We start from the raw sequence: 22,336 nt of genomic DNA on the forward strand, positions 1-22,336 counted from the left end.
GCGGGGCCAATCGGCGGGTCGCGCACCCTGGCACTGCGGCGGACCCGGGCACAATATGGAATGCCGGCGTGTGCGCACGGGCCGGCGCCCCCGAGTTGAGCGAGGAATGATGACCACGGCGAAGCAGTCGGTGGCGGATCCGTCCGCACCCGACCACGAGGCGCTCCTCGGTGAGTTGACCGAGGCGCTGCGACGGGTCCGTCGCGGCGACCTGAAGGTTCGGCTACCCCGCCGCGCGGGCAAGGGCGGCGAGGTGGCGGACGCCTTCAACGAGGTGGTCTCGCTCCAGGAGCGGCAGTACCTGGACCTGCGGCGGATCAGCCGGATCGTCGGTCGGGACGGCCGGCTCACCGAGCGACTCGACGACGAGGGGCTGGACGGCTCCTGGGCGGAGGGGCAGCGGGCGATCAACTCGCTGATCGACGATCTGGGTCGGCCGACCACCGAGATCGCCCGGGTCATCGTGGCGGTCGCGGACGGCGATCTGTCCCAGCACATGGCGCTGGAGATCGACGGCCGACCGCTGCGCGGTGAGTACCTGCGCATTGGGCGCACGGTGAACACCATGGTCGACCAGCTCTCGTCGTTCTCGAACGAGGTGACCCGGGTCGCGCGCGAGGTGGGCACCGAGGGCAAGCTGGGTGGCCAGGCCGACGTCCGGGGCGTCGCCGGCACCTGGAAGGACCTCACCGACTCGGTGAACACCATGGCGTCGAACCTCACCTACCAGGTGCGGTCGATCTCCCAGGTGTCCACGGCGGTGGCCAAGGGTGACCTGTCCCAGAAGATCACCGTGTCGGCCAAGGGTGAGGTCGCCGAGCTGGCGCACACCATCAACTACCTCACTGACACGCTGCGGCTCTTCGCCGAGCAGGTGACCCGGGTGGCCCGTGAGGTGGGTACCGAGGGCAAGCTGGGCGGCCAGGCCGAGGTGCCGAACGTGGCCGGCACCTGGAAGGACCTGACCGACAGCGTCAACTCGATGGCGTCGAACCTGACCGCCCAGGTGCGCAACATCGCCCAGGTCTCCACGGCGGTGGCTCGCGGTGACCTGTCGCAGAAAATCACGGTGGCGGCGCAGGGCGAGATCCTGGAGCTGAAGGACACCGTCAACACGATGGTGGACCAGCTGTCGTCGTTCGCCGACGAGGTGACCCGGGTGGCCCGTGAGGTGGGCATCGAGGGCAAGCTCGGCGGCCAGGCCCAGGTGCGTGGGGTCTCCGGCACCTGGCGTGACCTCACCGAGAACGTCAACCAGTTGGCCGGCAATCTGACCAGCCAGGTCCGCAACATCTCCCAGGTCTCCACGGCGGTGGCGAAGGGTGACCTGTCGCAGAAGATCACGGTGGACGCCCAGGGCGAGATCCTGGAGCTGAAGTCGACGGTGAACACGATGGTGGATCAGCTGTCGTCGTTCGCCGACGAGGTGACCCGGGTGGCCCGTGAGGTGGGCACCGAGGGCAACCTGGGTGGTCAGGCGCAGGTGCGCGGCGTCTCGGGCACCTGGCGGGACCTGACCGACAACGTGAACTCGATGGCGTCGAACCTGACGAGCCAGGTTCGCAACATCGCCTCGGTGACCACGGCGGTGGCGAAGGGTGACCTGTCGCAGAAGATCACGGTGGATGCTCGGGGCGAGATCCTGGAGCTGAAGTCGACGGTGAACACGATGGTGGATCAGCTGTCGTCGTTCGCCGACGAGGTGACCCGGGTGGCCCGTGAGGTGGGCACCGAGGGCAAGCTCGGCGGCCAGGCCCAGGTACGCGGCGTGGCCGGCACCTGGCGGGACCTGACCGACAACGTGAACTCGATGGCGTCGAACCTGACCGCCCAGGTGCGAAACATCGCCCAGGTCTCCACGGCGGTGGCGAAGGGTGACCTGTCGCAGAAGATCACGGTGGACGCTCGGGGCGAGATCCTGGAGCTGAAGTCCACCGTCAACACGATGGTCGACCAGCTGTCGTCGTTCGCCGACGAGGTGACCCGGGTGGCCCGTGAGGTGGGCACCGAGGGCAAGCTCGGTGGTCAGGCGCAGGTCAAGGGCGTCTCGGGCACCTGGCGGGACCTGACCGACAACGTGAACTCGATGGCGTCGAACCTGACCGGCCAGGTGCGCAACATCGCCTCGGTGACCACCGCCGTGGCGAAGGGCGACCTGAGCCAGAAGATCACCGTGGACGCGCAGGGCGAGATCCTGGAGCTGAAGTCCACGGTGAACACCATGGTCGACCAGCTGTCGTCGTTCGCCGACGAGGTGACCCGGGTGGCCCGCGAGGTCGGCATCGAGGGCAAGTTGGGCGGTCAGGCGCAGGTCAAGGGCGTCTCCGGCACCTGGCGTGACCTCACCGAGAACGTCAACCAGCTCGCCTCGACCCTGACCACCCAGCTGCGAGCCATCGCGCAGGTGTCCACGTCAGTGACCCGGGGTGACCTGACCCAGCGGATCGCGGTCAAGGCGCAGGGCGAGGTCGCCGAGCTGAAGGACAACATCAACCAGATGATCGTCACCCTTCGGGAGACGACCAAGAAGAATGCCGAGCAGGGCTGGCTGGACTCCAACCTGGCCCGGATCGGCGGCCTGTTGCAGGGCCAGCGGGATCTGGGCGAGGTCTGCCGCATGATCATGACGGAGGTGACCCCGCTGGTCGACGCCCAGCTCGGCGCCTTCTTCCTGGCCGACGACGCCGACGGCAGCATGCGACTGAAGCTGACCTCCTCCTACGGGTACGTGGCGCGAGGGCACGACGTCACCTTCGGGCCGGGTGAGGGGCTGGTCGGGCAGACCGCCCTCTCCCGCCGGACGATCCGGGTCAGCGCATCCCCGAACAGCCGGCTCACCCTGCGCTCCGGCCTGGCCGAGACGCCCCCGTCCGACCTGGTGGTACTCCCCGTGCTGTTCGAGGGGGAGCTGCTCGGGGTGATCGAGTTCGCCAGCGTGGCGGCCTTCTCCGAGCTGCACCTGTCGTTCCTGGAGCGGCTGGTGCTCACCATCGGCATCGCGGTCAACACCATCCAGGCCAACCGTCGTACCGAGGAGCTGCTGGCCCAGTCACAGCGGCTGGCGCACGAACTCCAGGAGCAGTCGGCGGAGTTGCAGCGCACCAACGCCGAGCTGGAGGAGAAGGCCACCCTGCTCTCCGAGCAGAAGGGCAACATCGAGACGAAGAACCGGGAGATCGAGCTGGCCCGGCTCGGCCTGGAGGAGAAGGCGCAGCAGCTCACCCGGGCCTCGGCGTACAAGTCGGAGTTCCTGGCCAACATGAGCCACGAGCTGCGGACGCCACTGAACTCGCTGCTGCTGCTGGCCCGGCTGCTGGCGGAGAACTCGGAGCAGAACCTCAACCCGAAGCAGATCGAGTTCGCCCGGACCATCCACAGCGCCGGCTCGGACCTGCTCTCGCTGATCGACGACATCCTGGACCTGTCCAAGATCGAGGCGGGTCGGATGGACGTCGAGCCGACCGAGATCCGGTTCGCGGAGATCCGCGGCTACGTCGAGCAGGCGTTCGCGCCGCAGGCCGAGGAGAAGAACCTGGACTTCCAGGTACGGGTGAGCAAGGACCTGCCACCGGCGCTGGTCACGGACGCGCAGCGGTTGCAGCAGATTCTGCGCAACCTGCTCTCCAACGCGGTGAAGTTCACCGACAACGGTGCGGTGACGCTGCGAATCGCCCCAGCGGCGGAGAACGCGGTCTTCGACGTGCCGGCGCTGACCAACGCCCAGCAGGTGATCGCGTTCACCGTGATCGACACCGGGATCGGCGTCTCCGACGACAAGCTGTCGATCATCTTCGAGGCGTTCCAGCAGGCGGACGGGACCACCAGCCGCCGCTACGGCGGCACCGGCCTGGGCCTGTCGATCAGCCGTGACCTGGCTCGGTTGATCGGGGGCACGATCACCGTGTCGTCGGCGCCCGGGCAGGGGTCGACCTTCACCCTGTTCGTGCCGCAGGTGCTGGCCCCGGACGCCGTGGTCGCGCCCCAGGCGCCGTCCCCGCAGCGCGCCGGTCTGCCGTCGTCGCTGCTGATGCCGCCGCTGGAGCTGTTTCCCGAGCGGCCGGAGGCGCCGGCCACCCGCCAGCTGGACGGGTCCACGGTGCTGATCGTGGACGATGACGTGCGTAACGTCTTCGCCCTGACCAGCGCCTTGGAGTTGCACGGGATGACCGTGCTGTACTCGGACAACGGCGTGGACGGTGTCCGCCTGTTGGCCGAGCACCCGGAGGTGGACATCGTGCTGATGGACGCCATGATGCCCGACCAGGACGGGTACGAGACCACCCGCCAGATCCGCCGCAACCACCGGTTCGCCGACCTACCGGTCGTCTTCCTGACCGCGAAGGCGATGCCGGGCGACCGCGAGTCCGCACTCGCGGCCGGGGGCAGCGACTACATCACCAAGCCGGTCGACCTGGACGACCTGATCGAGCTGATGTCGTCCTGGATCAGCGGCAGCCGGACCGAGGAGACTTCGTGACCCAGATGGCCAAGGCGCTGCTCGTCGACGACCGGCGGGAGAATTTGATGGCACTGGAGGCGATCCTCCAGGGCCTGCCGGTCCAGTCCGTGGCGGTGGAGAGCGGCGAGGCGGCGCTCAAGCAGCTGCTGGTGGACGACTTCGCGGTGATCCTGCTGGACGCACAGATGCCGGACATGGACGGCTTCGAGACGGCCAGCCACATCAAGCGCCGGGAGCGGACCCGGCACGTGCCGATCATCTTCCTCACCGCCGCCGACCGGGACGCTCAGCTCGCCCTGCGCGGGTACCAGGTGGGCGCGGTGGACTACCTGACCAAGCCGTTCGACCCGTGGGTGCTGCGGGCCAAGGTGTCGGTCTTCGTCGAGCTGTGGGTGAAGACCCGGCAGTTGGCTGCCCAGTCGGACCTGGTGCGGGAGCGCGACACGCAGTGGCGGCGGCTCACCGACGCGGTCGACGAGGCGGTCACCCTGCTCCGCTCCGACGGGCCGGAGGCTCGGGACCGGGCGGTGGAGCTGCTCGAACAGGCCCGCTGGGGCAACACCTCCTGACGGAGGGGCGGGCGCTCAGCCCTCGCCGGGCGGAGCAGGGTGGCCGCCCGGCGGGCCTGCCAGCGACTGGGCCTAGCCGGTGGGTTGGTCGTTGCGGATCATCAGGGCGCTGCGGAGGCCGGTGATGTCCAGGACGCGGATCAGGAAATCACCCACGTGGGTGAGCATCAGCAGGCTCTGCGCGTGGCTGGCCTTGCGGCTGAGCACGACCAGGGTGCCCAGGCCCTGTGAGTCGCAGAAGGTGACGCCGCCGAGGTCGAGCACGATCTTCGGCGGCGGGTCGGCCAGCACCTCGTTGACCACGGTGGAGAGCTGCGCGGCCGTGAGCATGTCGATCTCACCGGCCAGGCGCAGCACTGCTTCGTCGCCCGTCCGGTGTAGCGTGATGGACAGTTCGGCACGATCCACCCGATCAGCCTAGCGCGATCCGGACGACCCGGCCTGTCGAGGCCGCGAGGCGCTCCGGCCGCCGTGTCGGCCCCGTTGACGGGCACTGGAGGCGGGTGAGCCGGGTAACCCCGGTCCGGGGTGGCTGCGGCCTGACCGTTCGGCGCTGACACAATGGCGGCATCGTGACCGAGACATTCTCTGCCGGATCCGGCCGCTACCCGGCCGACGCGCCGGCCTCCGAGGCCCTGTTTGACCGCGCCCGCGCCATCGTGCCGGGCGGGGTGAACTCCCCCGTGCGCGCCTTCCAGGCGGTCGGCGGCACCCCGCGATTCATGGTTCGTGGCGAGGGTCCGTGGCTGCACGACGCCGACGGCCGTCGCTACGTCGACCTGGTCTGCTCCTGGGGTCCGCTGATCCTCGGGCACGCCCACCCGGAGGTGGTGGACGCCGTACAGGCCGCCGCCGCCCGGGGCACCAGCTTCGGCACCCCCACCCCCGGTGAGGTGGAGTTGGCCACCGAGATCGTCGACCGGACCCCGGTGGAGCAGGTCCGGCTGGTCAACTCCGGCACCGAGGCGACCATGTCGGCGATCCGACTGGCCCGTGGCTTCACCGGCCGCTCCAAGATCGTCAAGTTCGCCGGCTGCTACCACGGGCACGTCGACGCTCTACTCGCCTCCGCCGGGTCCGGCGTGGCCACCCTGGGCCTGCCCGACTCACCCGGCGTCACCGGCGCGGCGGCCAGCGAGACCATCGTGCTGCCGTACAACGACGTCAGGGCGGTCGAGGAGGCCTTCGCCGCCGAAGGCCAGCACATCGCCGCGGTGATCACCGAGGCCGCCGCCGGCAACATGGGCGTGGTCGCCCCCCGCGACGGCTTCAACCAGCAGCTCGCCCGGATCGCGCACGCGCACGGCGCGCTGCTCGTGGTCGACGAGGTGATGACCGGCTTCCGGGTCTCCCGCGCCGGCTGGCACGGCCTCGACCCCTCCGACGCCGACCTGTGGACGTACGGCAAGGTCATGGGTGGTGGGCTGCCCGCCGCCGCGTTCGGCGGGCGCGCCGAGATCATGGCCCGGCTCGCCCCGGCCGGCCCGGTCTACCAGGCCGGCACGCTCTCCGGTAACCCGCTCGCCTGCGCCGCAGGCCTGGCCACTCTGCGGCTGGTCGACGACGAGCTGTACCGCCGCCTCGACGAGACGGCCGCCGTCGTGGGCAAGCTCGCCGCCGACGCGTTGGCCGCCGCCGGGGTCCCGCACCGGCTGTCGTACGCGGGCAGCATGTTCTCGATCTTCTTCACCGACGCCGAGGTGGTCGACTACGACAGCGCCCGTACCCAGCACGTGCCGGCGTTCAAGGCGTTCTTCCACGCGATGCTCGCCGCCGGCGTGTACCTGCCGCCGAGCGCGTTCGAGTCGTGGTTCGTGTCGGCGGCGATCGACGACGCCGCTCTGGAGCAGATCGCCGCCGCGCTGCCGACGGCGGCGAACGCGGCGGCAGCGGCGGGTCACGGGGGGTAACGAGCGGTGAGCAAGACGGTGGTCCACGTGCTCCGGCACGGCGAGGTGTACAACCCCGACCAGATCCTCTACGGCCGGCTGCCCGGTTTCCGCCTCTCCGAGCTGGGTGTGCAGATGGCCAAGGCCGCCGCACAGGGGCTGGCCGAGCGGGAGGTCGTGCACGTGGTGGCCAGCCCGCTGGAGCGCGCCCAGCAGACCGCCGAGCCGATCGCCGCCCAGTTCGGGCTGTCGGTCGGGGTGGACGAGCGGCTGATCGAGAGCGCCAACTGGTTCGAGGGCAAGAAGGTGTCCCCGGGCGACGGGTCGTTCCGCGACCCGCGCAACTGGTGGGTGCTGCGCGACCCGGTGACACCGTCCTGGGGCGAGGCGTACCGGGTCATCGCCGAGCGGATGTTCGCCGCCGTGCACGCCGCCCGGGTCGCCGCCGAGGGGCGCGAGGCGGTGCTGGTCTCGCACCAGTTGCCGATCTGGACGCTGCGTCGGTACGTCGAGCGCAAGCGGCTCTGGCACGACCCGCGCAAACGACAGTGCGGGCTGGCCAGCCTCACCTCGTTCCACTTCGACGGCGCCAAGGTGGTCGGCATCGGCTACAACGAGCCGGCCGCGCACCTGATCGCCCTCTCCGCGACCGCCCGGACGGCCAAGGGGGCCTGATGAACGCCCGGAGGTGGACCGCGGGTCTGCTCGCCACCGTCGCTGCGGTGGCGCTGGTCGGCTGCACCTCGCAGGGCCGGGAGAAGACCTGCACGACCACCTCCGACGGTGTCATCGAGTGCACACCGGACCAGCGCTCGGCACCGCCCGCGATCAGCGGTGAGCTGCTCGCCGGTGGCAACTACGACGTCAGCCAGGCCCGTGGCCAGGTGGTGGTGCTCAACTTCTGGGGTTCCTGGTGCGCGCCCTGTCGCGCCGAGGCGGACGACCTGGAGGGCACCTACCAGGCCACCAAGGCCTCCGGGGTGACCTTCCTCGGCATCAACGTCCAGGACCAGCGGGACAAGGCCAAGGCGTTCGAGGAGGGCCGGGTCACCTATCCGAGCCTGTTCGACCCGCCGAGCAAACTGGCGCTCGCCCTGGACATCCCACCGAACAGCATTCCGGCGACCGTGGTGCTCGACCGGGAGGGCCGGATCGCCACGGTGATCCGGGCAGCGGTCAAGCAGGAGGGCCTGCAACCGATCGTCGAGCGGATCGCCGCCGAGAAGGCGGCGTCTCGCTGATGGGCGAGACCTTCAAGGAGTTGGCCACGAGCGGGCCGCTGCTGCTCGCCATCGGCGCGGCGGCGCTCGCCGGCCTGGTCAGCTTCCTCTCCCCGTGCGTGCTCCCGCTGGTCCCCGGCTACCTCTCGTACGTCACCGGCCTCGCCGGCGCCGACCTTGAGGGCCGCCGTCCGGTGGCCGACGCCGCGCCGGCCGAGGCCACTGGCGGTGTCGCCGTCCGGGAGCGGACCGCCACGGCCGCGGCCGTCAAGGGTCGGGTGCTCGCCGGGACGCTGCTCTTCATCGCCGGCTTCACCGTCGTCTTCGTCGCCACCGCGATCCTGTTCGCCAGCATCGGCCGGGTCTTCTTCGAGTACGAGCGGCAGCTGGAGATCGCCATCGGCGCGCTGATCATCGTGCTCGGGCTGGGCTATCTCGGGCTGATCCCGGCCCTGCAGCGGGAGTTCCGGATCTCCCGTCTGCCCTCCGCCGGGCTGCTCGGCGCCCCGGTCTTCGGCGCGGTCTTCGCGCTCAGTTGGGTGCCCTGCACCGGCCCCACGCTCGGCGCGGTGATGGGCATGGCCACCGCGAGCGGCCAGAGCGACCGTGCGGTCGTGCTCGCCGTGGCGTACTGCCTCGGGCTGGGGATACCGTTCGTCGTCTTCGGGCTGGGCTTCCAGCGCCTGCTCGGGGTCTTCCGCGCCGTTCGGCGCAACAGCCGCTGGGTCACCCGGGTCGGCGGCGCCCTGCTCATCCTGATCGGCCTCGCGCTGGTCACCGGCGGATGGCAGAGCTTCGTGATCTGGTTGCAGACCACCGTCGGGGTGGGCGAGGTGAGCATCTGATGACCGCCCTGGACGACCGGCCGGAGACCGCGGCCCCGGCGCCTCGGCGCCGGCCCAACCGGCTGCTGGCCCTGCTGCGCAACTCGTGGCGGCAGCTGACCAGCATGCGTACGGCGCTGATCCTGCTCTTCCTGCTCGCCGTCGCCGCCATCCCCGGCTCGGTGCTGCCGCAGCGCGGGATCAGCCCGGAGAAGGTCAACGAGTACTTCACCGAGCACCCTGACCTGGCCCCTCGGCTGGACCGGATCGGCGCGTTCGAGGTCTTCGGCTCGGTCTGGTTCTCCGCGATCTACCTGCTGCTGTTCACCTCCCTGATCGGCTGCATCACGCCCCGGCTGCGCGACCACGTTCGGGCGCTCCGGTCCCGGCCGCCGGCCGCGCCGAAGCGGCTGCAGCGGCTGCCGCAGCACGCGGTGCTGCCCGCCCCGGCCGGCGGCGCGGCGGCGGTCGCCGAGGTGCTGCGCGGCCGGCGCTGGCGGGTGGAGGTCCGCGGCGACGAGGTCTCCGCCGAGAAGGGGTACCTCAAGGAGACCGGCAACCTGCTCTTCCACACCTCGCTGATCGCCGTGCTGATCGGCGTCGCGCTCGGCTCGTGGTACGGCTGGAGCGGCAACCGGCTGCTGGTGGCGGGCGCCGACAACGCCTTCTGCAACACCCGGCAGCAGTACGCCGAGGCGAAGCTCGGCCCCCAGGTGGACAGCGAGGACCTGCCCCGTTTCTGTCTGCGGCTGGACGACTTCCAGGCCCGGTTCCTGGCCTCCGGCCAGCCGGAGTTCTTCGACGCCACGGTCACTGTCGACGGCCCTGACGAGCCGACCCGCAGCGCCAACTTCTCGGTGAACTCGCCACTGCGGCTGGGCGACGCGAACGTCTACCTGCTCGGCCACGGGTACGCCCCGGTCATCCGCTACACCGACCGGTTCGGCCGCACCCAGGTCAGCGACGAGCCGTTCCTGACCACCGGCGACATGGGCCTGACCAGCGAGGGGCTGGCGGCCTTCCCGGACGCGAACGTCGACCCGCGCACCGGGCAGCGCGCACCGGATGAGCAGATGGCGTTCACCGGCATCTACCTGCCCACGGCGCCGCAGCAGGCACCGTTCGTCAGCTCGCAGTACCCGACCGAGCGCAACCCGGCGCTGAACCTGGTCGCCTACCGGGGCAACCTCGGTTTGGACGCCGGCATCCCGGGCTCGATCTACCAGCTCGACCAGCGGCAGGTGCGGACCGGCAAGGTCAAGGAGGTCGGCACCAAGCTGCTCAAGAAGGGCGAGACCTGGACGCTGGACGACGGCAGCAAGGTCGAGTTCCTCGGCACCGAGCGGTACGTCACCCTCTCCGTCCGGCACGATCCCGGCTCGACGATCCTGCTGATCAGCTGCGGGTTCCTGCTGGTCGGGTTGATGGGCTCGCTGTTCGGGCGGCGCCGCCGGGTGTTCTTCCGGGTGATGCCGGCCGACCCGGCGGACGGATCTCCGACGGGCGGTAGTAGCTTGATGGAGGCCGGTGGCTTGCCGCGCACCGACTATCCAGGGTTCGCCGACGAGTTCGCCCAGCTCGTCGCCGCGGTCAGCGGTGACGAACGGGCGGCCGAGCGGGCGGCAACGGATGCTGACTCCAGCGGCCGGGCCGGTGTGCGAGAAGGGACCGAGTGATGTCCGCGCTCTCCGACAATCTGGTGACCTTCGCGATCCTGGTGTACCTGGTCGCGATGATCTGCCACGCCGTGGAGTACGCGCTGGGCAACGCGCGTACCTCGGTCGCCGCCGCGGCTCCGGCTCCTGAGCTGGTCGGCGCTGGCGTCGGCGGAGGCGGCGGTGTCGTCCCGACGTCGTCCGCGCCGGTCCCGGTGTCGGCCGCAGCCGACCGCTCGGCGCGGCGCGCCCGGATCGCCGGCCTGGCCGCGGTGGGCGCCACCGCGCTCGCCGCCGTGCTGCACCTCGCGGCGCTGGTCACTCGCGGCATCGCGGCCGACCGGATGCCCTGGGGCAACATGTACGAGTTCGTGCTCACGGTGACGTTCATCGGGGTCGCGGCCTGGCTCGTGGTGCTCTGGAAGCGGCCCTCGCTGCGCAAGCTCGGGCTGTTCCTCACCCTGGTGATGGTGTTGCTGGTGGCCACCGCCGAGCTGGTGCTGTACGTGCCGATCGTGCCGCTGGTGCCGGCGCTGAACTCGTACTGGTTCGTCATCCACGTCTCGACCATCGTCTTCGCGTCCGGCATCCTGCTGTTGGGCGCCGTGCCGGCGGTCGGCTACCTGATGCGCTCCGGGTACGAGCAGGGCAAGCGGAGCTTCCCGTACACCCTCGCCAAGCGGTTGCCGGCGGCCGCTGGTCTGGAGCGGCTGACCTTCACGCTGCACGCCTTCGCCTTCCCGATCTTCACCTTCGCGGTGATCGCCGGTGCGATCTGGGCCGAGGCGGCCTGGGGGCGGCCGTGGGGCTGGGACCCGAAGGAGACCTGGGCCTTCATCTCCTGGGTCGTGTACGCCGGCTACCTGCACGCCCGGGCCACGCCCAGCGTGAAGCGCAACGTGGCCACCTGGATCGCCGTGCTCGGCTTCCTCACCGTCCTGATGAACCTGTTCGGCGTGAACATCTTCTTCACCGGCCTGCACTCGTACGGTGGCCTGGACTGATCCTCGGGTAGCCCGACGTCCTACCCGTCGGATCCCGGCGACCGGGGTCGCCAGCCGCGCAATGTCCGGTCCACCTGCACGGTGACCTGGTAGGCCACCTCCGGCAGGTCGGCCAGTTCGATCCGTTCGGCGCGCAGCGCCAGTTGGGCGTGCAGTTCCCGGGCGATGGCGTCGCGCACCTCGACCAGCAGGGGCGACAACCCGTCCGGGTCGCCGACGACGTAGGCATCCGACACGCCTTCCAGGCTGCGCGCCGGCGGGCGAGGCACGCCAGTGCCGGTGAGATTTGTCCGCGCGGCTTGACCCACTCCAGGTCGGCGATGTCGCGGTGTTTCGCGCCGCCAACACCGCCATGTCGGCAACATGGTGTCGATCAACCCTGGTGCGGTCAGCCGCCGAACCACCCTGGCACGTCGAGCCGGAACCAGTTGGCGGCGGCCATCGTCCGCAGGTCGTCCTCCAGGGCGTCGACCCGCTCCGGGCCGAGGGTGTCGGCCCACTGCTCGCGCAACCGGTCGAAGATCTCCGCCGAGCGGCGCAACCCGTCGACACCGCGCGGGGTCATCATGACCAGCCGGCGGCGGGCGTCCTGGGGGTCGTCGACCCGGGCGAGGTAGCCGACGGCGACCAGCCGGTCGACCGTCTTGCCGGCTGCCTGCTTGGAGATGCCCAACCGCTGGCCCAGTTCGGTGGCGGTGGTGCCGTCCGCCCCGACCGCCTGGAGCACGAAGCCGTGCAGCGGTCGCAGCTCCGGATGGCCCTGGCGGGCCAGCTCGGCGTGCAGGTCGTCGATCAGCGTCCGGAAACCGGCCAGGAGCAGCAGCGGCAGCTGGAAGCCGGGCCGGGCGGGTTCAGCGGTTGCCATGTTCGACAACCACGTTTACTATCCCGTCAACCACGTTGACTATCGTACGGGGCTCCGGGCGACGTGGCACTCCCGACTCCGCTGCCGAAAGCAGGTAACCGTGTCCGTCTTCACCGCGCACACCGCCGAGACCGCCCCCGTCGCCGCCCGTCCGACCGTCGAGGCGGTACGCCGCCGGTTCGGCTGGTTGCCCGCCCCGGTGGCGCTGATGGCCGACTCGCCGCAGCTACTCGCCGGCTTCCTCACCGCCAACGCGGGCTTCGAACAGACCGCCCTGGAACCGCTGGAACGGGAGGTGGTCGTCCTCGCCGTCGCCACCACGAACGAGTGTCACGTCTGCGTCGCCCTGCACACCGGCACGCTCACCCGGCTCGGCGCGACCACCGAGCTGATCACCGCGCTGCGTGCCGGCACGGCGCTGCCGGAGCCACGGCTGGAGGCGCTGCGCCAGTTCACCCTGGCCGTGCTCGACCATCGAGGTGCGGTGCCCGACGACGTGCTGGACGACTTCCTGACCGCCGGCTATCAGCCCCGGCACGCACTGGACGTGGTGCTCGGTGTTGGCACGTACACCATCTCCACCTTCGCCAACCGGCTCACCCGCGCGCCGCTCGACCCGCCGCTGGCCGCCCACGCCTGGGAGCCGGCCGCCTGACGGCCGCCGCCGGTGGTCGGCCGGCGGCCGAGCCGGTCAACCTTCGGCCGCCACCCGGTCGAGCCACTCGCCCAGCAGCGCGTCGAACAGCCCGGGCTGCTCGATCTGGAGGTTGTGGCCGGCGACGTCGAGCACCGCGAACGTCGCCCGCGGGTAGTGCGGCAGCAGCACAAACTGATCGAGGTAGCCGGTGACGTGGTCCTGGCGCCCAGTGAGGATCAGGGTCGGCCGGGTGAACGGCGCGCCGTCCTCGGGATCCTCGCTGAGCGTCCACCGCTGCCGGATGCGCGCCATCGCCGTGGTGTCCGCGAGATCGAGGCCGGTCAGGATCTCCTCGCGGAACCGGCGCAGCGTCTCCGGGGTCTGCGCGACAGAGATGTCCGCGAACTCGGCGGCGGTCCGTGCGTCGGTCGAGGCGAGCAGATCCGGGTCGGGCCGCAGCACCTGCGGACGGGGCACCCGGCGATCCGCGTTCTCCACCGCAGTGCCGGTGGGGCAGACCAGCGCCAGGCCGCACACCTGCTCGGGCCGGGACCGAGTCAGAGCGCGCGCGAGGTAGCCGCCGTACGACTCGCCGACGAGCAGAAACGGTGCGTCGCCGAGGACGTCGTCCACGAAATCCTGCACGGCGTCGAGCATGTCGTCCGAGCTGGCGATCTGCGGCGGAGCCGGCGAAGCGCCCATGCCGGGCAGGTCCGGGTAGAGCCGTCGGTAGCCGGTGCGCCCGGCGAAGACCGGCTCGAGACAACCGAGCATCAGCCGGTGGTCAGGTGTCCAACCGTGCAGGGCCAGCACCGGGGTCCCCGTACCGTGCTCGACGAAGTTCAACGTCACCGGCGTGCGGTGCGGCATGGTGTCCCCCTGGTCTGTTGCGACGGCCCACGCATGGTGCCGGTCGGCGCCGACAGATCCGGCCCGGACCGGCGGCTGCTGTGGCGAACCCCACGGGGCCGTCGGCACACAACGGGCGATCCGCCACCGGCGTGCGGTCAGGATGCCTCCGGATCAGTGACGCCCGCCATCCCCGGACCCGGCCGGGAGGGTTGGGGCGCCAGTGGGGGAGACTGGCGGGTATGGCGCGTGGCTTCCCGTACACCGATCTCAAGGACTTCCTCGCGGCACTGGAGCGCGCGGGGGAGCTGCGACGTGTCGACGTCCCGGTCGACCCCACGCTGGAGATCAGCGAGGTGGTCACCCGGACGGTCCGCGCCGGCGGCCCGGCACTGCTCTTCGAGCGGCCCACCCGGGGCGAGATGCCGGTCGCCGTCAACCTGTTCGGCACCGAGAAGCGGATGGCGATGGCGCTCGGGGTGGAGAACCTCGACGAGATCGGCGCGCGGATCGGCGAGCTGCTCAAGCCGGAGCTGCCGCAGGGCTTCTCGGGCATGATGGGCGGGCTCGGCAAGGTCATGCAGCTCAAGTCGATGCCGCCGAAGAAGGTCAAGACGGCCCCCTGCCAGCAGGTGGTCTACCGCGGCGACGACGTCGACCTCAACCGGTTGCCGGGGCTGCAGGTCTGGCCGGGTGACGGCGGGATCTTCCACAACTTCGGGCTGACCCACACCAAGCACCCGGAGACCGGCAAGCGCAACCTCGGGCTCTACCGGCTCCAGCAGCACTCGCGCAACACCGTCGGCATGCACTGGCAGATCCACAAGAACTCCACGGCGCACCACGCGGTCGCTGAGCGGCTCGGGCAGCGGCTGCCGGTGGCGATCGCCATCGGTGCCGACCCTGCGGTCGCCTACTCGGCCAGCGCGCCACTGCCGGCCGACATCGACGAATACCTCTTCGCCGGTTTCCTGAGCGGCGAGCGGGTCGAGATGGTCGACTGCCTGACCGTGCCGCTGCAGGTGCCGGCGCACGCGCAGATCGTCCTCGAGGGCTACATCGAGCCGGGCGAGCGGCTGCCGGAGGGCCCGTTCGGCGACCACACCGGCTTCTACACGCCGGTGGAGCCGTTCCCGGTGCTGCACATCGAGTGCATGACCATGCAGCGCGACCCGGTCTACCACTCGATCGTCACGTCCCAGCCGCCCCAGGAGGACCACGGTCTCGGCAAGGCCACCGAGCGGATCTTCGCGCCGCTGCTGCGCTTCCTGATCCCGGACATCGTCGACTACGACCTGCCCGCCGCCGGGGTCTTCCACAACTGCGCGATCGTGTCGATCCGCAAGCGGTACCCGAAGCACGCCCAGAAGGTGATGAACGCGATCTGGGGCGCGCACATGATGTCGCTGACCAAGCTGATCGTGATCGTCGACGAGGACTGCGACGTGCACGACTACAACGAGGTGGCCTTCCGCGCCTTCGGCAACGTCGACTACGCGCGCGACCTGCTGCTCACCGAGGGTCCGGTGGATCACCTCGACCACGCGTCGTACCAGCAGTTCTGGGGCGGCAAGGCGGGCGTCGACGCGACCCGCAAGCTGCCCACCGAGGGATACACCCGCGGCTGGCCGGAGGAGATGCGCATGTCGCCGGAGGTCACCTCCCTGGTCGACAAGCGCTGGAAGGAGTACGGCATCTGATGGCGGTCCTCGACGCGCCGGCCGAACGTCCGGGCCGGATCAAGTCCTTCCTCAAGCTCGTCGCGATCGAGCACTCGGTCTTCGCGCTGCCGTTCGCGTACCTGTCGGCGCTGACCGCGATGCAGGTCAACGGCGGCCGGGTGCGCTGGATGGACCTGCTGCTGATCACCGTGGCGATGGTCGGGGCGCGGACGTTCGCGATGGCCGCCAACCGGATCCTCGACCGGCGGATCGACGCGCGGAACCCGCGTACCGCCGGCCGTGAGCTGGTCACCGGTGCGGTGAGCGTGCGGACGGCCTGGACCGGCGCGGCCGTCGCACTGGTGGTCTTCCTCGCCGCCGCCGCCCTGCTCAACCCGCTCTGCCTGGTGCTGGCGCCGCTCGCCGTGGTGCCGCTGGTGGTCTATCCGTACGGCAAGCGGTTCACCAACTGGCCGCACGCCATCCTCGCGGTGGCCCAGGCGGTCGGCCCGGTCGGCGCCTGGCTGGCGGTCACCGGCACCCTGGACGGCTCCTGGCCGGCCTGGCTGCTGGGCGCGGCGGTCGGGCTGTGGATCGGCGGCTTCGACCTGATCTACGCCTGCCAGGACACCGAGGTGGACCGGGAGATCGGTGTGCACAGCGTGCCCGCCCGGTACGGGCGGCGCTTCGCGCTGCACGCCTCCACCGTGGCGCACGTGGTGACCTTCGGGCTCTTCGTCTGGTTCGGCGCGCTGATCGGGTTCGGCTGGCTCTGGTGGGTCGGCCTGGCACTGACCGCGGTCGCCTTCGGCTACCAGCACGTGGTGGTCACCCCGACCGATCTGAGCAAGGTCAACCGGGCGTTCTTCACCGCCAACGGCTTCGTCGGCATCGCGCTGTTCGTCTTCGCCCTGCTCGACCTGGTGATCCGGCTCGACCTGCGGCCCTGATCGGTCCGCATCGCCCGACCTCCGCCCCGACCCCCTGCGGCGCGGTCCGGGCCGGCTCGGTCAGGGCTGGGACGTGCCGGCGGGCTCGGGATGCTCGGTGGGGTAGCGCCCACTCTCCAGCGTCCACTCGATGGTGCCGCGCACCGCGTCGGCCACCCCGTCGAGGTGGTCGGTGACCGCCTCGTCCAGCGCCGGGCCGAACGACGGCACTGCGGCCCGCAGCGCGACGAAGTGCCGCATCGACTCCCGCCAGCGCTCCGCCACCCGGTCGACCGCCGTCGCGGGCGACAGGCCCCACTCGTCCTGCATGGCCAGGACCAGGTTGTGCCCGCCCGCGGTGGCCCGGTCCCGGTCCAGCGAGGCCAGGTCGTTGTACCAGGAGAGCAGGTCGTTGCCGGTGTGGGCGAGCTGGCGCAGCAGCGGGTGGTGGTAGACCGGGTCGGGCAGCGGTCGGCCGCTGACGAACTCCACCAGCGGGTAGGACACGTCCGCCGCCGAGGTGGCCCGCCGCAACTCGACGTACTCAGTGACGCCGGGCCGGTGGCCGGCCTCCTTGTTGACCGCCTCCCGCCAGGTGCCGTCGAGATGCCGGGCCACCGCGTCGGCGAAGCGCAGTCGCCACCGGGCCGGCATCCGACGGCGCGGCTCTCGCCAGGCCAGCACCAGCAGCCGTCGCAGCGGACCGGTCAGCCCGGCGTGCCGTGGCCGGGGGCCGTCGTGCAGCAACGCCAGCGTGCCGTTGCGCAGCGCCCGGATCTGGCTCGGGTCGAGCCGGCCCGGCCCGTCGCAGGCGTCGTCGACCAGGAAGAACCAGGTGAACAGGGCGGTCAGCACACGCAGGTCGGCCTCGCTCGCGTCCGGATAGAGCCGGCCGGCGTACCGGGCGAAGGCGCCCCGGGTCAGCCGGTGCAGCGCGGCGTCGTCCAGCGGCAGGCCCAGCTCGGGCAGCAGGCCGAGCAGCCACTCCTGCACCCGGTCGGCGTGCGGCGAGAGCCGGGCCGGGATCGGACACTCGGCGCGTAGCGTCCAGAGGACCTTGCCGGTCGTCACCGATGCCTCCTGTGCGATCTGCTGCCGGTGCGAATCGCCACCGGCAGCATCTCAGGTCGACGGGATGCACAGGTACCCCCCGGACAACTCGGGCGACCAGCGATCCCGGGGGTGCCCGCCGACGCACGAGCCCGACCAGGCAGGCTGGAAGGCATGCGGGAACCATGGGTGGTCGGAGTCTCCGGGGCCTCCGGCACGCCGTACGCGGCGGCCGTCATCGGCGGGCTGCTCGACGCGGGCGAGGCGGTGGACCTGATCGTGTCCCGGGCGGCGCGGCTGACCCTGCTCGACGAGACCGGGCGGCCGTTCCGCGACGCGCACTGGGCCGAGGATCTCGCCGCCTGGCTCGGCCGGGACCTGACCGGCGTGGACCTGCGGCACTGGCCGGCGGGTGACCTGGCCGCCGGGCCGAGCAGCGGCTCCTACCGGGTACGCGGAATGGCCGTGGTGCCGGCCAGTACGGCGGCCTGTGCCGGCATCGCGATCGGGCTCTCCAAGGACCTGTTGCAGCGTGCTGCCGAGGTCAACCTCAAGGAACGCCGGCCGGTGGTGGTGGTCCCCCGGGAGACGCCGGTGACCCGTAGCCACCTGGAGCACCTGATCGCACTGCACGACGCCGGCGCGGTGGTGCTGCCGGCCAGCCCGGGCTTCTACGGCGCGGGCGCGTCGGCCAGCGCCCAGCAGTTGGTCGACTTCGTGGCCGGCAAGGTGCTGGACGCGCTCGCCGTCCCGCACACTCTGTTCCGACGGTGGTCCGGCCAGCTCGGCGCGGCCCGGAGCTGAGCCGTCCGCTCAGCCCGACCGGTCCTGCGGCCGGACGACTGGTCGTAGTGGGACGCGGACCGGACTGATGCCCGGTCCGCGTGGCGTTGTCCGCACCAGTTCAGTACATGCCGGCGTTGGCCGGACCCGGCCCAGTGGAGGCGGCCGGTCCCACATTGCGTGACTTTCCGACCTCGTCCACCTCGTCCAGCATGCCCTCCCCCTCAAGCAGGGCTCGCACCTCGGATTCCCGAAACCGGCGATGCCCGCCTGGAGTCCGGATGCTTCCTATCCGGCCGGCCGCCGCCCATCTCGTCACAGTCTTCGGGTCCACCCGAAACAGCGCGGCGACCTCACCCGGTGTCAGCAGGCGATCTCCAGTGTCCACAGCCCCCTCCTCGCGTCGACGAAGCCCCTGGCTGAACACACTGCCCCCGGCTGGTGCGAGCCCAGAGCCGTCATGAGGGACGTATGGCAATTACAGCACCAGGGACCTGGCCTGTCCGCCAAACGCGAAAAACGCACTGAGTGGGAAGTTAGTAAATGCTACTGGCGTAACCCCTACCTTCACTGTCTGTTTGTGAACAGTTACTCACTGCTGTGTGCAACGGATGCCGAAGGCGTCGCGTTACGCCCAACCGGTTAAGGTCACTCTCCGTGGACGCCATCGACCTCAGCCTCGTCGACCTGCTGCGCGGCAACGCCCGCCTCTCGTACGCCGAGTTGGCCCGGCAGGTAGGCCTCTCCGCCCCGGCCGTGCACGAACGGGTCGGCAAGCTGGAGAGCAGCGGCGTGATCCGGGGCTACCGCGCGGACGTGGCGCCGGAGGCGATCGGGCTGGGTGTCACCGCGCTCATCGGCATCGTCGAGGACTCGGGCGCAGACAGCGACGACATGCTCGAGTCGCTCCGGGTGCTGCCCGAGATCGAGTCCTGCTACTTCATGGCAGGTGTGGAGTCGTTCCTGCTCAAGGCGCGGGTCGGCACCATCGCCGAGTTGGAGCAGCTGATCGTGCGGCTGAACCGGACGCCCGGGGTCGCCTCCACCCGGACCGCCATCGCGCTCTCAACGAAGTGGGAGAACCGCCCCCAGCCCGTCGGCTCGCCGCCGGCCTGACCCCCGCGTACCGCCCACCCGGCCGTCGGCGTACCCCCGGACCCGGCATCGGTGGTCCGGCAGCGTGGCCGGTCGGCCCTGGTGCCGCCTGCCCGGCCGGCGGTAGCGTGCGCCGATGACCTTGCCGGGACGTGGAGCGGCCGTTGTGACCGGGGCTGCCGGCGGCCTGGGTCGCGCCGTCGCCGCCGCGCTGCACGCCGACGGCTGGTCGGTGCTGCTCACCGACCTCGACGCGGACGCCGTGGCGGCCGCCGCCGCGCCGCTCGGCGGCTGGTCCGCCGCGCTGGACGTCCGGGACGAGAACGCCTGCGCCGAGATCGCGGCGACCGCGGCGAGCCGTGGCGCCCTCGGCCTATGGGTCAACAACGCCGGCATCCTGGTCACCGGCCCCGCCTGGGAGCACGACGGCCCGACCCGCCGCCGGGTGCTCGACGTGAACGCGCTCGGCGCCATGAACGGCACCCTCGCGGCGCTCGCGGTGATGCGCGGGCAGGGGCACGGCCACGTGCTGAACGTCGTCTCGCTGGCCGGGCTGGTCGCCGCGCCCGGCGAGACGGTGTACGCGGCCAGCAAACACGCGCTGTTGGCGTTCAGCCTCGGCATCCTGTCCGACCTGCGGATGGCCGGTTACCGGCGGGTGCACGTCTCCTGCCTCTGCCCGGACGGCATCTGGACCCCGATGCTGCACGACCGGCTGGACGACCCCGGGGCGCTGGCGTCGTTCACCGGGTCGCTGCTGACCCCGGAGCGGGTGGCCGCCCGGGCGGTCCGACTGGCCCGGCGACCACGCCCGGTGGTCAGCCTGCCGCGCTGGCGGGGAGCGCAGGTCCGGCTGCTGGACACCCTGCCCCGGCTGGCCGTCGCGCTGACCCCACTCGTCCAGGCCGTCGGCCGGGCCGGACAGCGCCGCCAGTCGCGCCGGGCCACCCCGCCGGACCGGAGCTGACCAGCTGACGGCTGCTTGCTAGGTTTCCCGCGTGACTCATCTCGACCGGTGCGACGAGGCCAGCCGGACCTGGGTGACCGAAGCGATCGCCGCCGTCGAGGCGGACGCGAACCGCTCGGCCGACACCCACCTGCTGCCGTTCCCGCTGCCTCGGGCATGGGGGATCGACCTCTACCTCAAGGACGAGTCGGTGCACCCGACCGGCTCGCTGAAGCACCGGCTGGCCCGGTCGCTGTTCCTGTACGGGCTCTGCAACGGCTGGATCGGGCCGCGTACCACGATCGTCGAGGCGTCCTCCGGCTCCACGGCGGTCTCCGAGGCGTACTTCGCCCGGATGCTCGGGCTGCCGTTCATCGCGGTGATGCCCGCCTCCACCTCACCGGAGAAGATCGCGCAGATCGAGTTCCAGGGCGGCCGGTGCCACCTGGTGGACGACCCCGCGACCGTGGTGGTCGAGGCCCGCTGGCTGGCCGAAGACTCCGGCGGCCACTTCATGGACCAGTTCACCTACGCCGAGCGGGCCACCGACTGGCGGGGCAACAACAACATCGCCGAGTCGATCTACGCGCAGTTGGAGCTGGAACGGCACCCGATCCCCACCTGGGTCGTGGTGGGCGCCGGCACCGGGGGCACCAGTGCCACCATCGGCCGGTACGCCCGCTATCGCCGACTGGCCACCAAACTCTGCGTCGTGGACCCGGAGAACTCCGCGTTCTACCCGGCCTGGCTGGCTGCCGACTGGTCGGTGCGTACCGGGAAGGGATCCCGGATCGAGGGGATCGGCCGTCCCACCGTGGAGGCGTCCTTCCTGCCGTCGGTGGTGGACCGGATGGTCCAGGTGCAGGATGCCGCGTCGCTGGCCGCCATGCGGGCCGGCTCGGCGGTGCTCGGCCGCCGGGTGGGTGGCTCCACCGGCACCAACCTGTGGGGCGCGTTCGGCCTGATCGCCGGGATGCTCGCCGAGGGCCGGGCCGGCTCGGTCGTCACCCTGATCTGCGACGCTGGCGATCGGTACGCCGACACGTACTACGACGACGACTGGGTGAGCGCTCAGGGCCTCGACCTCGCGCCGCACCTGGCCATCGTCGAACGGTTCCTGACCAGCGGCGCCTGGCCCGCCTGAGCCGTGCCGACGGGGTTCGCCGGTCGCGGGCGCCCCTCGCGGGTCGGGTCGCCCGTTCAGCGCGGGTCGATCCGTTCGGCCAGCCCGGGGTAGCGCACCACGTAGCCGTCGGCATCCAGGTCGATGTCGGCGGTGAAGGTGCCGCTGGCGAACCGCACCCGGCCCGGCCCGAGCCCGGTGTAGATCTGCTCGGCCGGCACCACCTCCAGGCCAGGCAGCAGAACCCACGCCACGGTGATCCGGTGTGGCCGGTCGGCCGGCCCGGCGGCCAGCCCGAGCCGGTGGACCGGGAGGGCGTTGAACAGCGGTGACCCGCTCAGGTCCACGTCGAGCGCGTCGGCCAGCCGGTCCGGGTCGTCGGTGCCCGGCAGGCCCGTCCGGGGGTGACCGGCCGCGGTCAGCGCCGCGTCCAGGTCGCCCTGCTCGGCGGTGGTCACCCGCCACCGGTCCGCGGCCCGCTCCAGCGTCACTCTGCGCAGCCAGCCCAGCCCTTCGACCTCGACCTCCACCCGGGTGGTGGTCCAGTCCGGCGTGGTGGTCAGCTGGTAGCGGGCGGTCCAGGGGATCGGGTCCACGGCGAGCAGGGTGCCCCGGGCCGCCAACCCGTGGCCGTCGTCGAGCAGGGCCTGCTCGCTGCCGGCGGTGTCCGTCCGGGACCAGAAGATCGACTTCGGCATGGTCGCCATGAGCCGGACGTTACGCGACCGGGCCGTCATCGGCAGGGCATGCGCGAACGCCGCCGCGGAGCGTGGGCTCC

At 71.2% G+C, this 22,336-nt stretch carries 22 protein-coding genes; 15 read left to right on the forward strand and 7 right to left on the reverse strand.

All coding sequences use genetic code 11. The annotated features are described in order from the left end of the window. Window positions 1–109: 109 nt before the first annotated feature. Together OG470_RS08745 and OG470_RS08750 are read left to right on the forward strand one after the other, a co-directional pair. On the forward strand, window positions 110–4,477 hold the full coding sequence (locus OG470_RS08745) for a HAMP domain-containing protein (protein ID WP_328422516.1): 4,368 nt from the start codon (window positions 110–112) through the stop codon (window positions 4,475–4,477). Then, the gene (locus tag OG470_RS08750; RefSeq protein WP_328422517.1) at window positions 4,474–5,028 is read left to right on the forward strand and encodes a response regulator; all 555 of its coding nucleotides are present in this window, start codon (window positions 4,474–4,476) and stop codon (window positions 5,026–5,028) included. The genes OG470_RS08745 and OG470_RS08750 overlap by 4 nt, the downstream gene beginning before the upstream one ends. Before the next feature lie 72 nt (window positions 5,029–5,100). Here OG470_RS08750 and OG470_RS08755 read toward each other — a convergent pair whose 3' ends face one another. After that, window positions 5,101–5,436, reverse strand: a complete 336-nt coding sequence (locus OG470_RS08755; protein ID WP_088951070.1) for an STAS domain-containing protein — start codon at window positions 5,434–5,436, stop codon at window positions 5,101–5,103. Between the two features lie 164 nt (window positions 5,437–5,600). On the opposite strand from OG470_RS08755, the gene hemL reads away from it, so the two are divergent. The 6 genes from hemL to ccsB are packed head-to-tail and all read left to right on the forward strand — an operon-like array spanning window position 5,601 to window position 11,620. Further along, window positions 5,601–6,938: a glutamate-1-semialdehyde 2,1-aminomutase gene (gene hemL, locus OG470_RS08760; protein WP_328422519.1), complete on the forward strand. Its 1,338-nt coding sequence runs from the start codon at window positions 5,601–5,603 to the stop codon at window positions 6,936–6,938. 6 nt (window positions 6,939–6,944) lie between these two features. Next, complete coding sequence (locus tag OG470_RS08765) at window positions 6,945–7,592, forward strand: histidine phosphatase family protein (RefSeq protein WP_328422521.1); 648 nt, start codon at window positions 6,945–6,947, stop codon at window positions 7,590–7,592. Next, the gene (locus OG470_RS08770; RefSeq protein WP_328422523.1) at window positions 7,592–8,158 is read left to right on the forward strand and encodes a TlpA family protein disulfide reductase; all 567 of its coding nucleotides are present in this window, start codon (window positions 7,592–7,594) and stop codon (window positions 8,156–8,158) included. The genes OG470_RS08765 and OG470_RS08770 overlap by 1 nt, the downstream gene beginning before the upstream one ends. Further along, window positions 8,158–8,982 carry a cytochrome c biogenesis CcdA family protein gene (locus tag OG470_RS08775; RefSeq protein ID WP_328422525.1) on the forward strand — a complete coding sequence of 275 codons (825 nt, stop codon included), beginning with the start codon at window positions 8,158–8,160 and terminating at the stop codon, window positions 8,980–8,982. The genes OG470_RS08770 and OG470_RS08775 overlap by 1 nt, the downstream gene beginning before the upstream one ends. Beyond that, the gene (gene resB, locus OG470_RS08780) at window positions 8,982–10,637 is read left to right on the forward strand and encodes a cytochrome c biogenesis protein ResB (RefSeq protein WP_328422527.1); all 1,656 of its coding nucleotides are present in this window, start codon (window positions 8,982–8,984) and stop codon (window positions 10,635–10,637) included. The genes OG470_RS08775 and resB overlap by 1 nt, the downstream gene beginning before the upstream one ends. After that, complete coding sequence (gene ccsB, locus OG470_RS08785) at window positions 10,637–11,620, forward strand: c-type cytochrome biogenesis protein CcsB (protein ID WP_328422529.1); 984 nt, start codon at window positions 10,637–10,639, stop codon at window positions 11,618–11,620. The genes resB and ccsB overlap by 1 nt, the downstream gene beginning before the upstream one ends. A gap of 20 nt (window positions 11,621–11,640) precedes the next feature. On the opposite strand, the gene OG470_RS08790 is transcribed toward ccsB, so the two are convergent. Continuing rightward, the gene (locus tag OG470_RS08790; protein WP_328422531.1) at window positions 11,641–11,856 is read right to left on the reverse strand and encodes a hypothetical protein; all 216 of its coding nucleotides are present in this window, start codon (window positions 11,854–11,856) and stop codon (window positions 11,641–11,643) included. A gap of 152 nt (window positions 11,857–12,008) precedes the next feature. Continuing rightward, window positions 12,009–12,485 (reverse strand): MarR family winged helix-turn-helix transcriptional regulator, encoded by a 477-nt coding sequence (locus tag OG470_RS08795; RefSeq protein ID WP_328422533.1) that lies wholly within the window; start codon window positions 12,483–12,485, stop codon window positions 12,009–12,011. Window positions 12,486–12,585: 100 nt separating this feature from the next. Between OG470_RS08795 and OG470_RS08800 the strand changes: the two genes are divergently transcribed. Beyond that, on the forward strand, window positions 12,586–13,140 hold the full coding sequence (locus OG470_RS08800) for a carboxymuconolactone decarboxylase family protein (RefSeq protein ID WP_328422535.1): 555 nt from the start codon (window positions 12,586–12,588) through the stop codon (window positions 13,138–13,140). A 36-nt stretch (window positions 13,141–13,176) separates the two neighbouring features. Here OG470_RS08800 and OG470_RS08805 read toward each other — a convergent pair whose 3' ends face one another. Next, window positions 13,177–13,992 (reverse strand): alpha/beta fold hydrolase, encoded by an 816-nt coding sequence (locus OG470_RS08805; protein ID WP_328422537.1) that lies wholly within the window; start codon window positions 13,990–13,992, stop codon window positions 13,177–13,179. Between the two features lie 221 nt (window positions 13,993–14,213). Between OG470_RS08805 and OG470_RS08810 the strand changes: the two genes are divergently transcribed. Both OG470_RS08810 and mqnP read left to right on the forward strand, forming a co-directional pair. Beyond that, window positions 14,214–15,671 carry a menaquinone biosynthesis decarboxylase gene (locus OG470_RS08810; protein WP_328422539.1) on the forward strand — a complete coding sequence of 486 codons (1,458 nt, stop codon included), beginning with the start codon at window positions 14,214–14,216 and terminating at the stop codon, window positions 15,669–15,671. Next, window positions 15,671–16,582: a menaquinone biosynthesis prenyltransferase MqnP gene (mqnP, locus tag OG470_RS08815; protein ID WP_328422541.1), complete on the forward strand. Its 912-nt coding sequence runs from the start codon at window positions 15,671–15,673 to the stop codon at window positions 16,580–16,582. Before OG470_RS08810 ends, mqnP begins: the two co-directional genes overlap by 1 nt. Before the next feature lie 60 nt (window positions 16,583–16,642). On the opposite strand, the gene OG470_RS08820 is transcribed toward mqnP, so the two are convergent. Beyond that, entirely contained in the window at window positions 16,643–17,632 is a 990-nt protein-coding gene (locus tag OG470_RS08820; protein WP_328422543.1) for a terpene synthase family protein, read from the reverse strand. Window positions 17,633–17,785: 153 nt separating this feature from the next. On the opposite strand from OG470_RS08820, the gene OG470_RS08825 reads away from it, so the two are divergent. Continuing rightward, complete coding sequence (locus OG470_RS08825) at window positions 17,786–18,415, forward strand: UbiX family flavin prenyltransferase (protein WP_328422545.1); 630 nt, start codon at window positions 17,786–17,788, stop codon at window positions 18,413–18,415. Window positions 18,416–18,515: 100 nt separating this feature from the next. Here OG470_RS08825 and OG470_RS08830 read toward each other — a convergent pair whose 3' ends face one another. Then, the gene (locus OG470_RS08830; protein ID WP_328422546.1) at window positions 18,516–18,782 is read right to left on the reverse strand and encodes a BldC family transcriptional regulator; all 267 of its coding nucleotides are present in this window, start codon (window positions 18,780–18,782) and stop codon (window positions 18,516–18,518) included. Between the two features lie 269 nt (window positions 18,783–19,051). Between OG470_RS08830 and OG470_RS08835 the strand changes: the two genes are divergently transcribed. The 3 genes from OG470_RS08835 to OG470_RS08845 all read left to right on the forward strand — a co-directional run bounded on the left by OG470_RS08835 (window position 19,052) and on the right by OG470_RS08845 (window position 21,579). Beyond that, window positions 19,052–19,510 (forward strand): Lrp/AsnC family transcriptional regulator, encoded by a 459-nt coding sequence (locus tag OG470_RS08835; RefSeq protein ID WP_328422547.1) that lies wholly within the window; start codon window positions 19,052–19,054, stop codon window positions 19,508–19,510. Between the two features lie 115 nt (window positions 19,511–19,625). Further along, window positions 19,626–20,456 carry an SDR family NAD(P)-dependent oxidoreductase gene (locus OG470_RS08840; protein ID WP_328422548.1) on the forward strand — a complete coding sequence of 277 codons (831 nt, stop codon included), beginning with the start codon at window positions 19,626–19,628 and terminating at the stop codon, window positions 20,454–20,456. 31 nt (window positions 20,457–20,487) lie between these two features. Further along, window positions 20,488–21,579, forward strand: coding sequence for a PLP-dependent cysteine synthase family protein (locus tag OG470_RS08845; RefSeq protein ID WP_328422549.1), 1,092 nt, complete (start codon window positions 20,488–20,490; stop codon window positions 21,577–21,579). A 56-nt stretch (window positions 21,580–21,635) separates the two neighbouring features. Here the strand turns inward: OG470_RS08845 and OG470_RS08850 are convergent, their stop codons facing one another. Then, window positions 21,636–22,256 carry a putative glycolipid-binding domain-containing protein gene (locus OG470_RS08850; RefSeq protein ID WP_328426230.1) on the reverse strand — a complete coding sequence of 207 codons (621 nt, stop codon included), beginning with the start codon at window positions 22,254–22,256 and terminating at the stop codon, window positions 21,636–21,638. Window positions 22,257–22,336 lie beyond the last annotated feature (80 nt).

It is taken from the genome of Micromonospora sp. NBC_00389 (assembly GCF_036059255.1).
Taxonomy (GTDB): Bacteria; Actinomycetota; Actinomycetes; order Mycobacteriales; family Micromonosporaceae; genus Micromonospora.

What these genes read in the sequence shown, in the direction of transcription:
- OG470_RS08745 (WP_328422516.1), top strand. Translation starts at nt 110, where the DNA reads ATGACCACGGCGAAGCAGTCGGTGGCGGATCCGTCCGCACCCGACCAC.
- OG470_RS08770 (WP_328422523.1), top strand. Translation starts at nt 7,592, where the DNA reads ATGAACGCCCGGAGGTGGACCGCGGGTCTGCTCGCCACCGTCGCTGCG.
- OG470_RS08775 (WP_328422525.1), top strand. Translation starts at nt 8,158, where the DNA reads ATGGGCGAGACCTTCAAGGAGTTGGCCACGAGCGGGCCGCTGCTGCTC.
- resB (WP_328422527.1), top strand. Translation starts at nt 8,982, where the DNA reads ATGACCGCCCTGGACGACCGGCCGGAGACCGCGGCCCCGGCGCCTCGG.
- ccsB (WP_328422529.1), top strand. Translation starts at nt 10,637, where the DNA reads ATGTCCGCGCTCTCCGACAATCTGGTGACCTTCGCGATCCTGGTGTAC.
- OG470_RS08795 (WP_328422533.1), bottom strand. Translation starts at nt 12,485, where the DNA reads ATGGCAACCGCTGAACCCGCCCGGCCCGGCTTCCAGCTGCCGCTGCTG.
- OG470_RS08805 (WP_328422537.1), bottom strand. Translation starts at nt 13,992, where the DNA reads ATGCCGCACCGCACGCCGGTGACGTTGAACTTCGTCGAGCACGGTACG.
- OG470_RS08810 (WP_328422539.1), top strand. Translation starts at nt 14,214, where the DNA reads ATGGCGCGTGGCTTCCCGTACACCGATCTCAAGGACTTCCTCGCGGCA.
- mqnP (WP_328422541.1), top strand. Translation starts at nt 15,671, where the DNA reads ATGGCGGTCCTCGACGCGCCGGCCGAACGTCCGGGCCGGATCAAGTCC.
- OG470_RS08825 (WP_328422545.1), top strand. Translation starts at nt 17,786, where the DNA reads ATGCGGGAACCATGGGTGGTCGGAGTCTCCGGGGCCTCCGGCACGCCG.
- OG470_RS08840 (WP_328422548.1), top strand. Translation starts at nt 19,626, where the DNA reads ATGACCTTGCCGGGACGTGGAGCGGCCGTTGTGACCGGGGCTGCCGGC.
- OG470_RS08850 (WP_328426230.1), bottom strand. Translation starts at nt 22,256, where the DNA reads ATGCCGAAGTCGATCTTCTGGTCCCGGACGGACACCGCCGGCAGCGAG.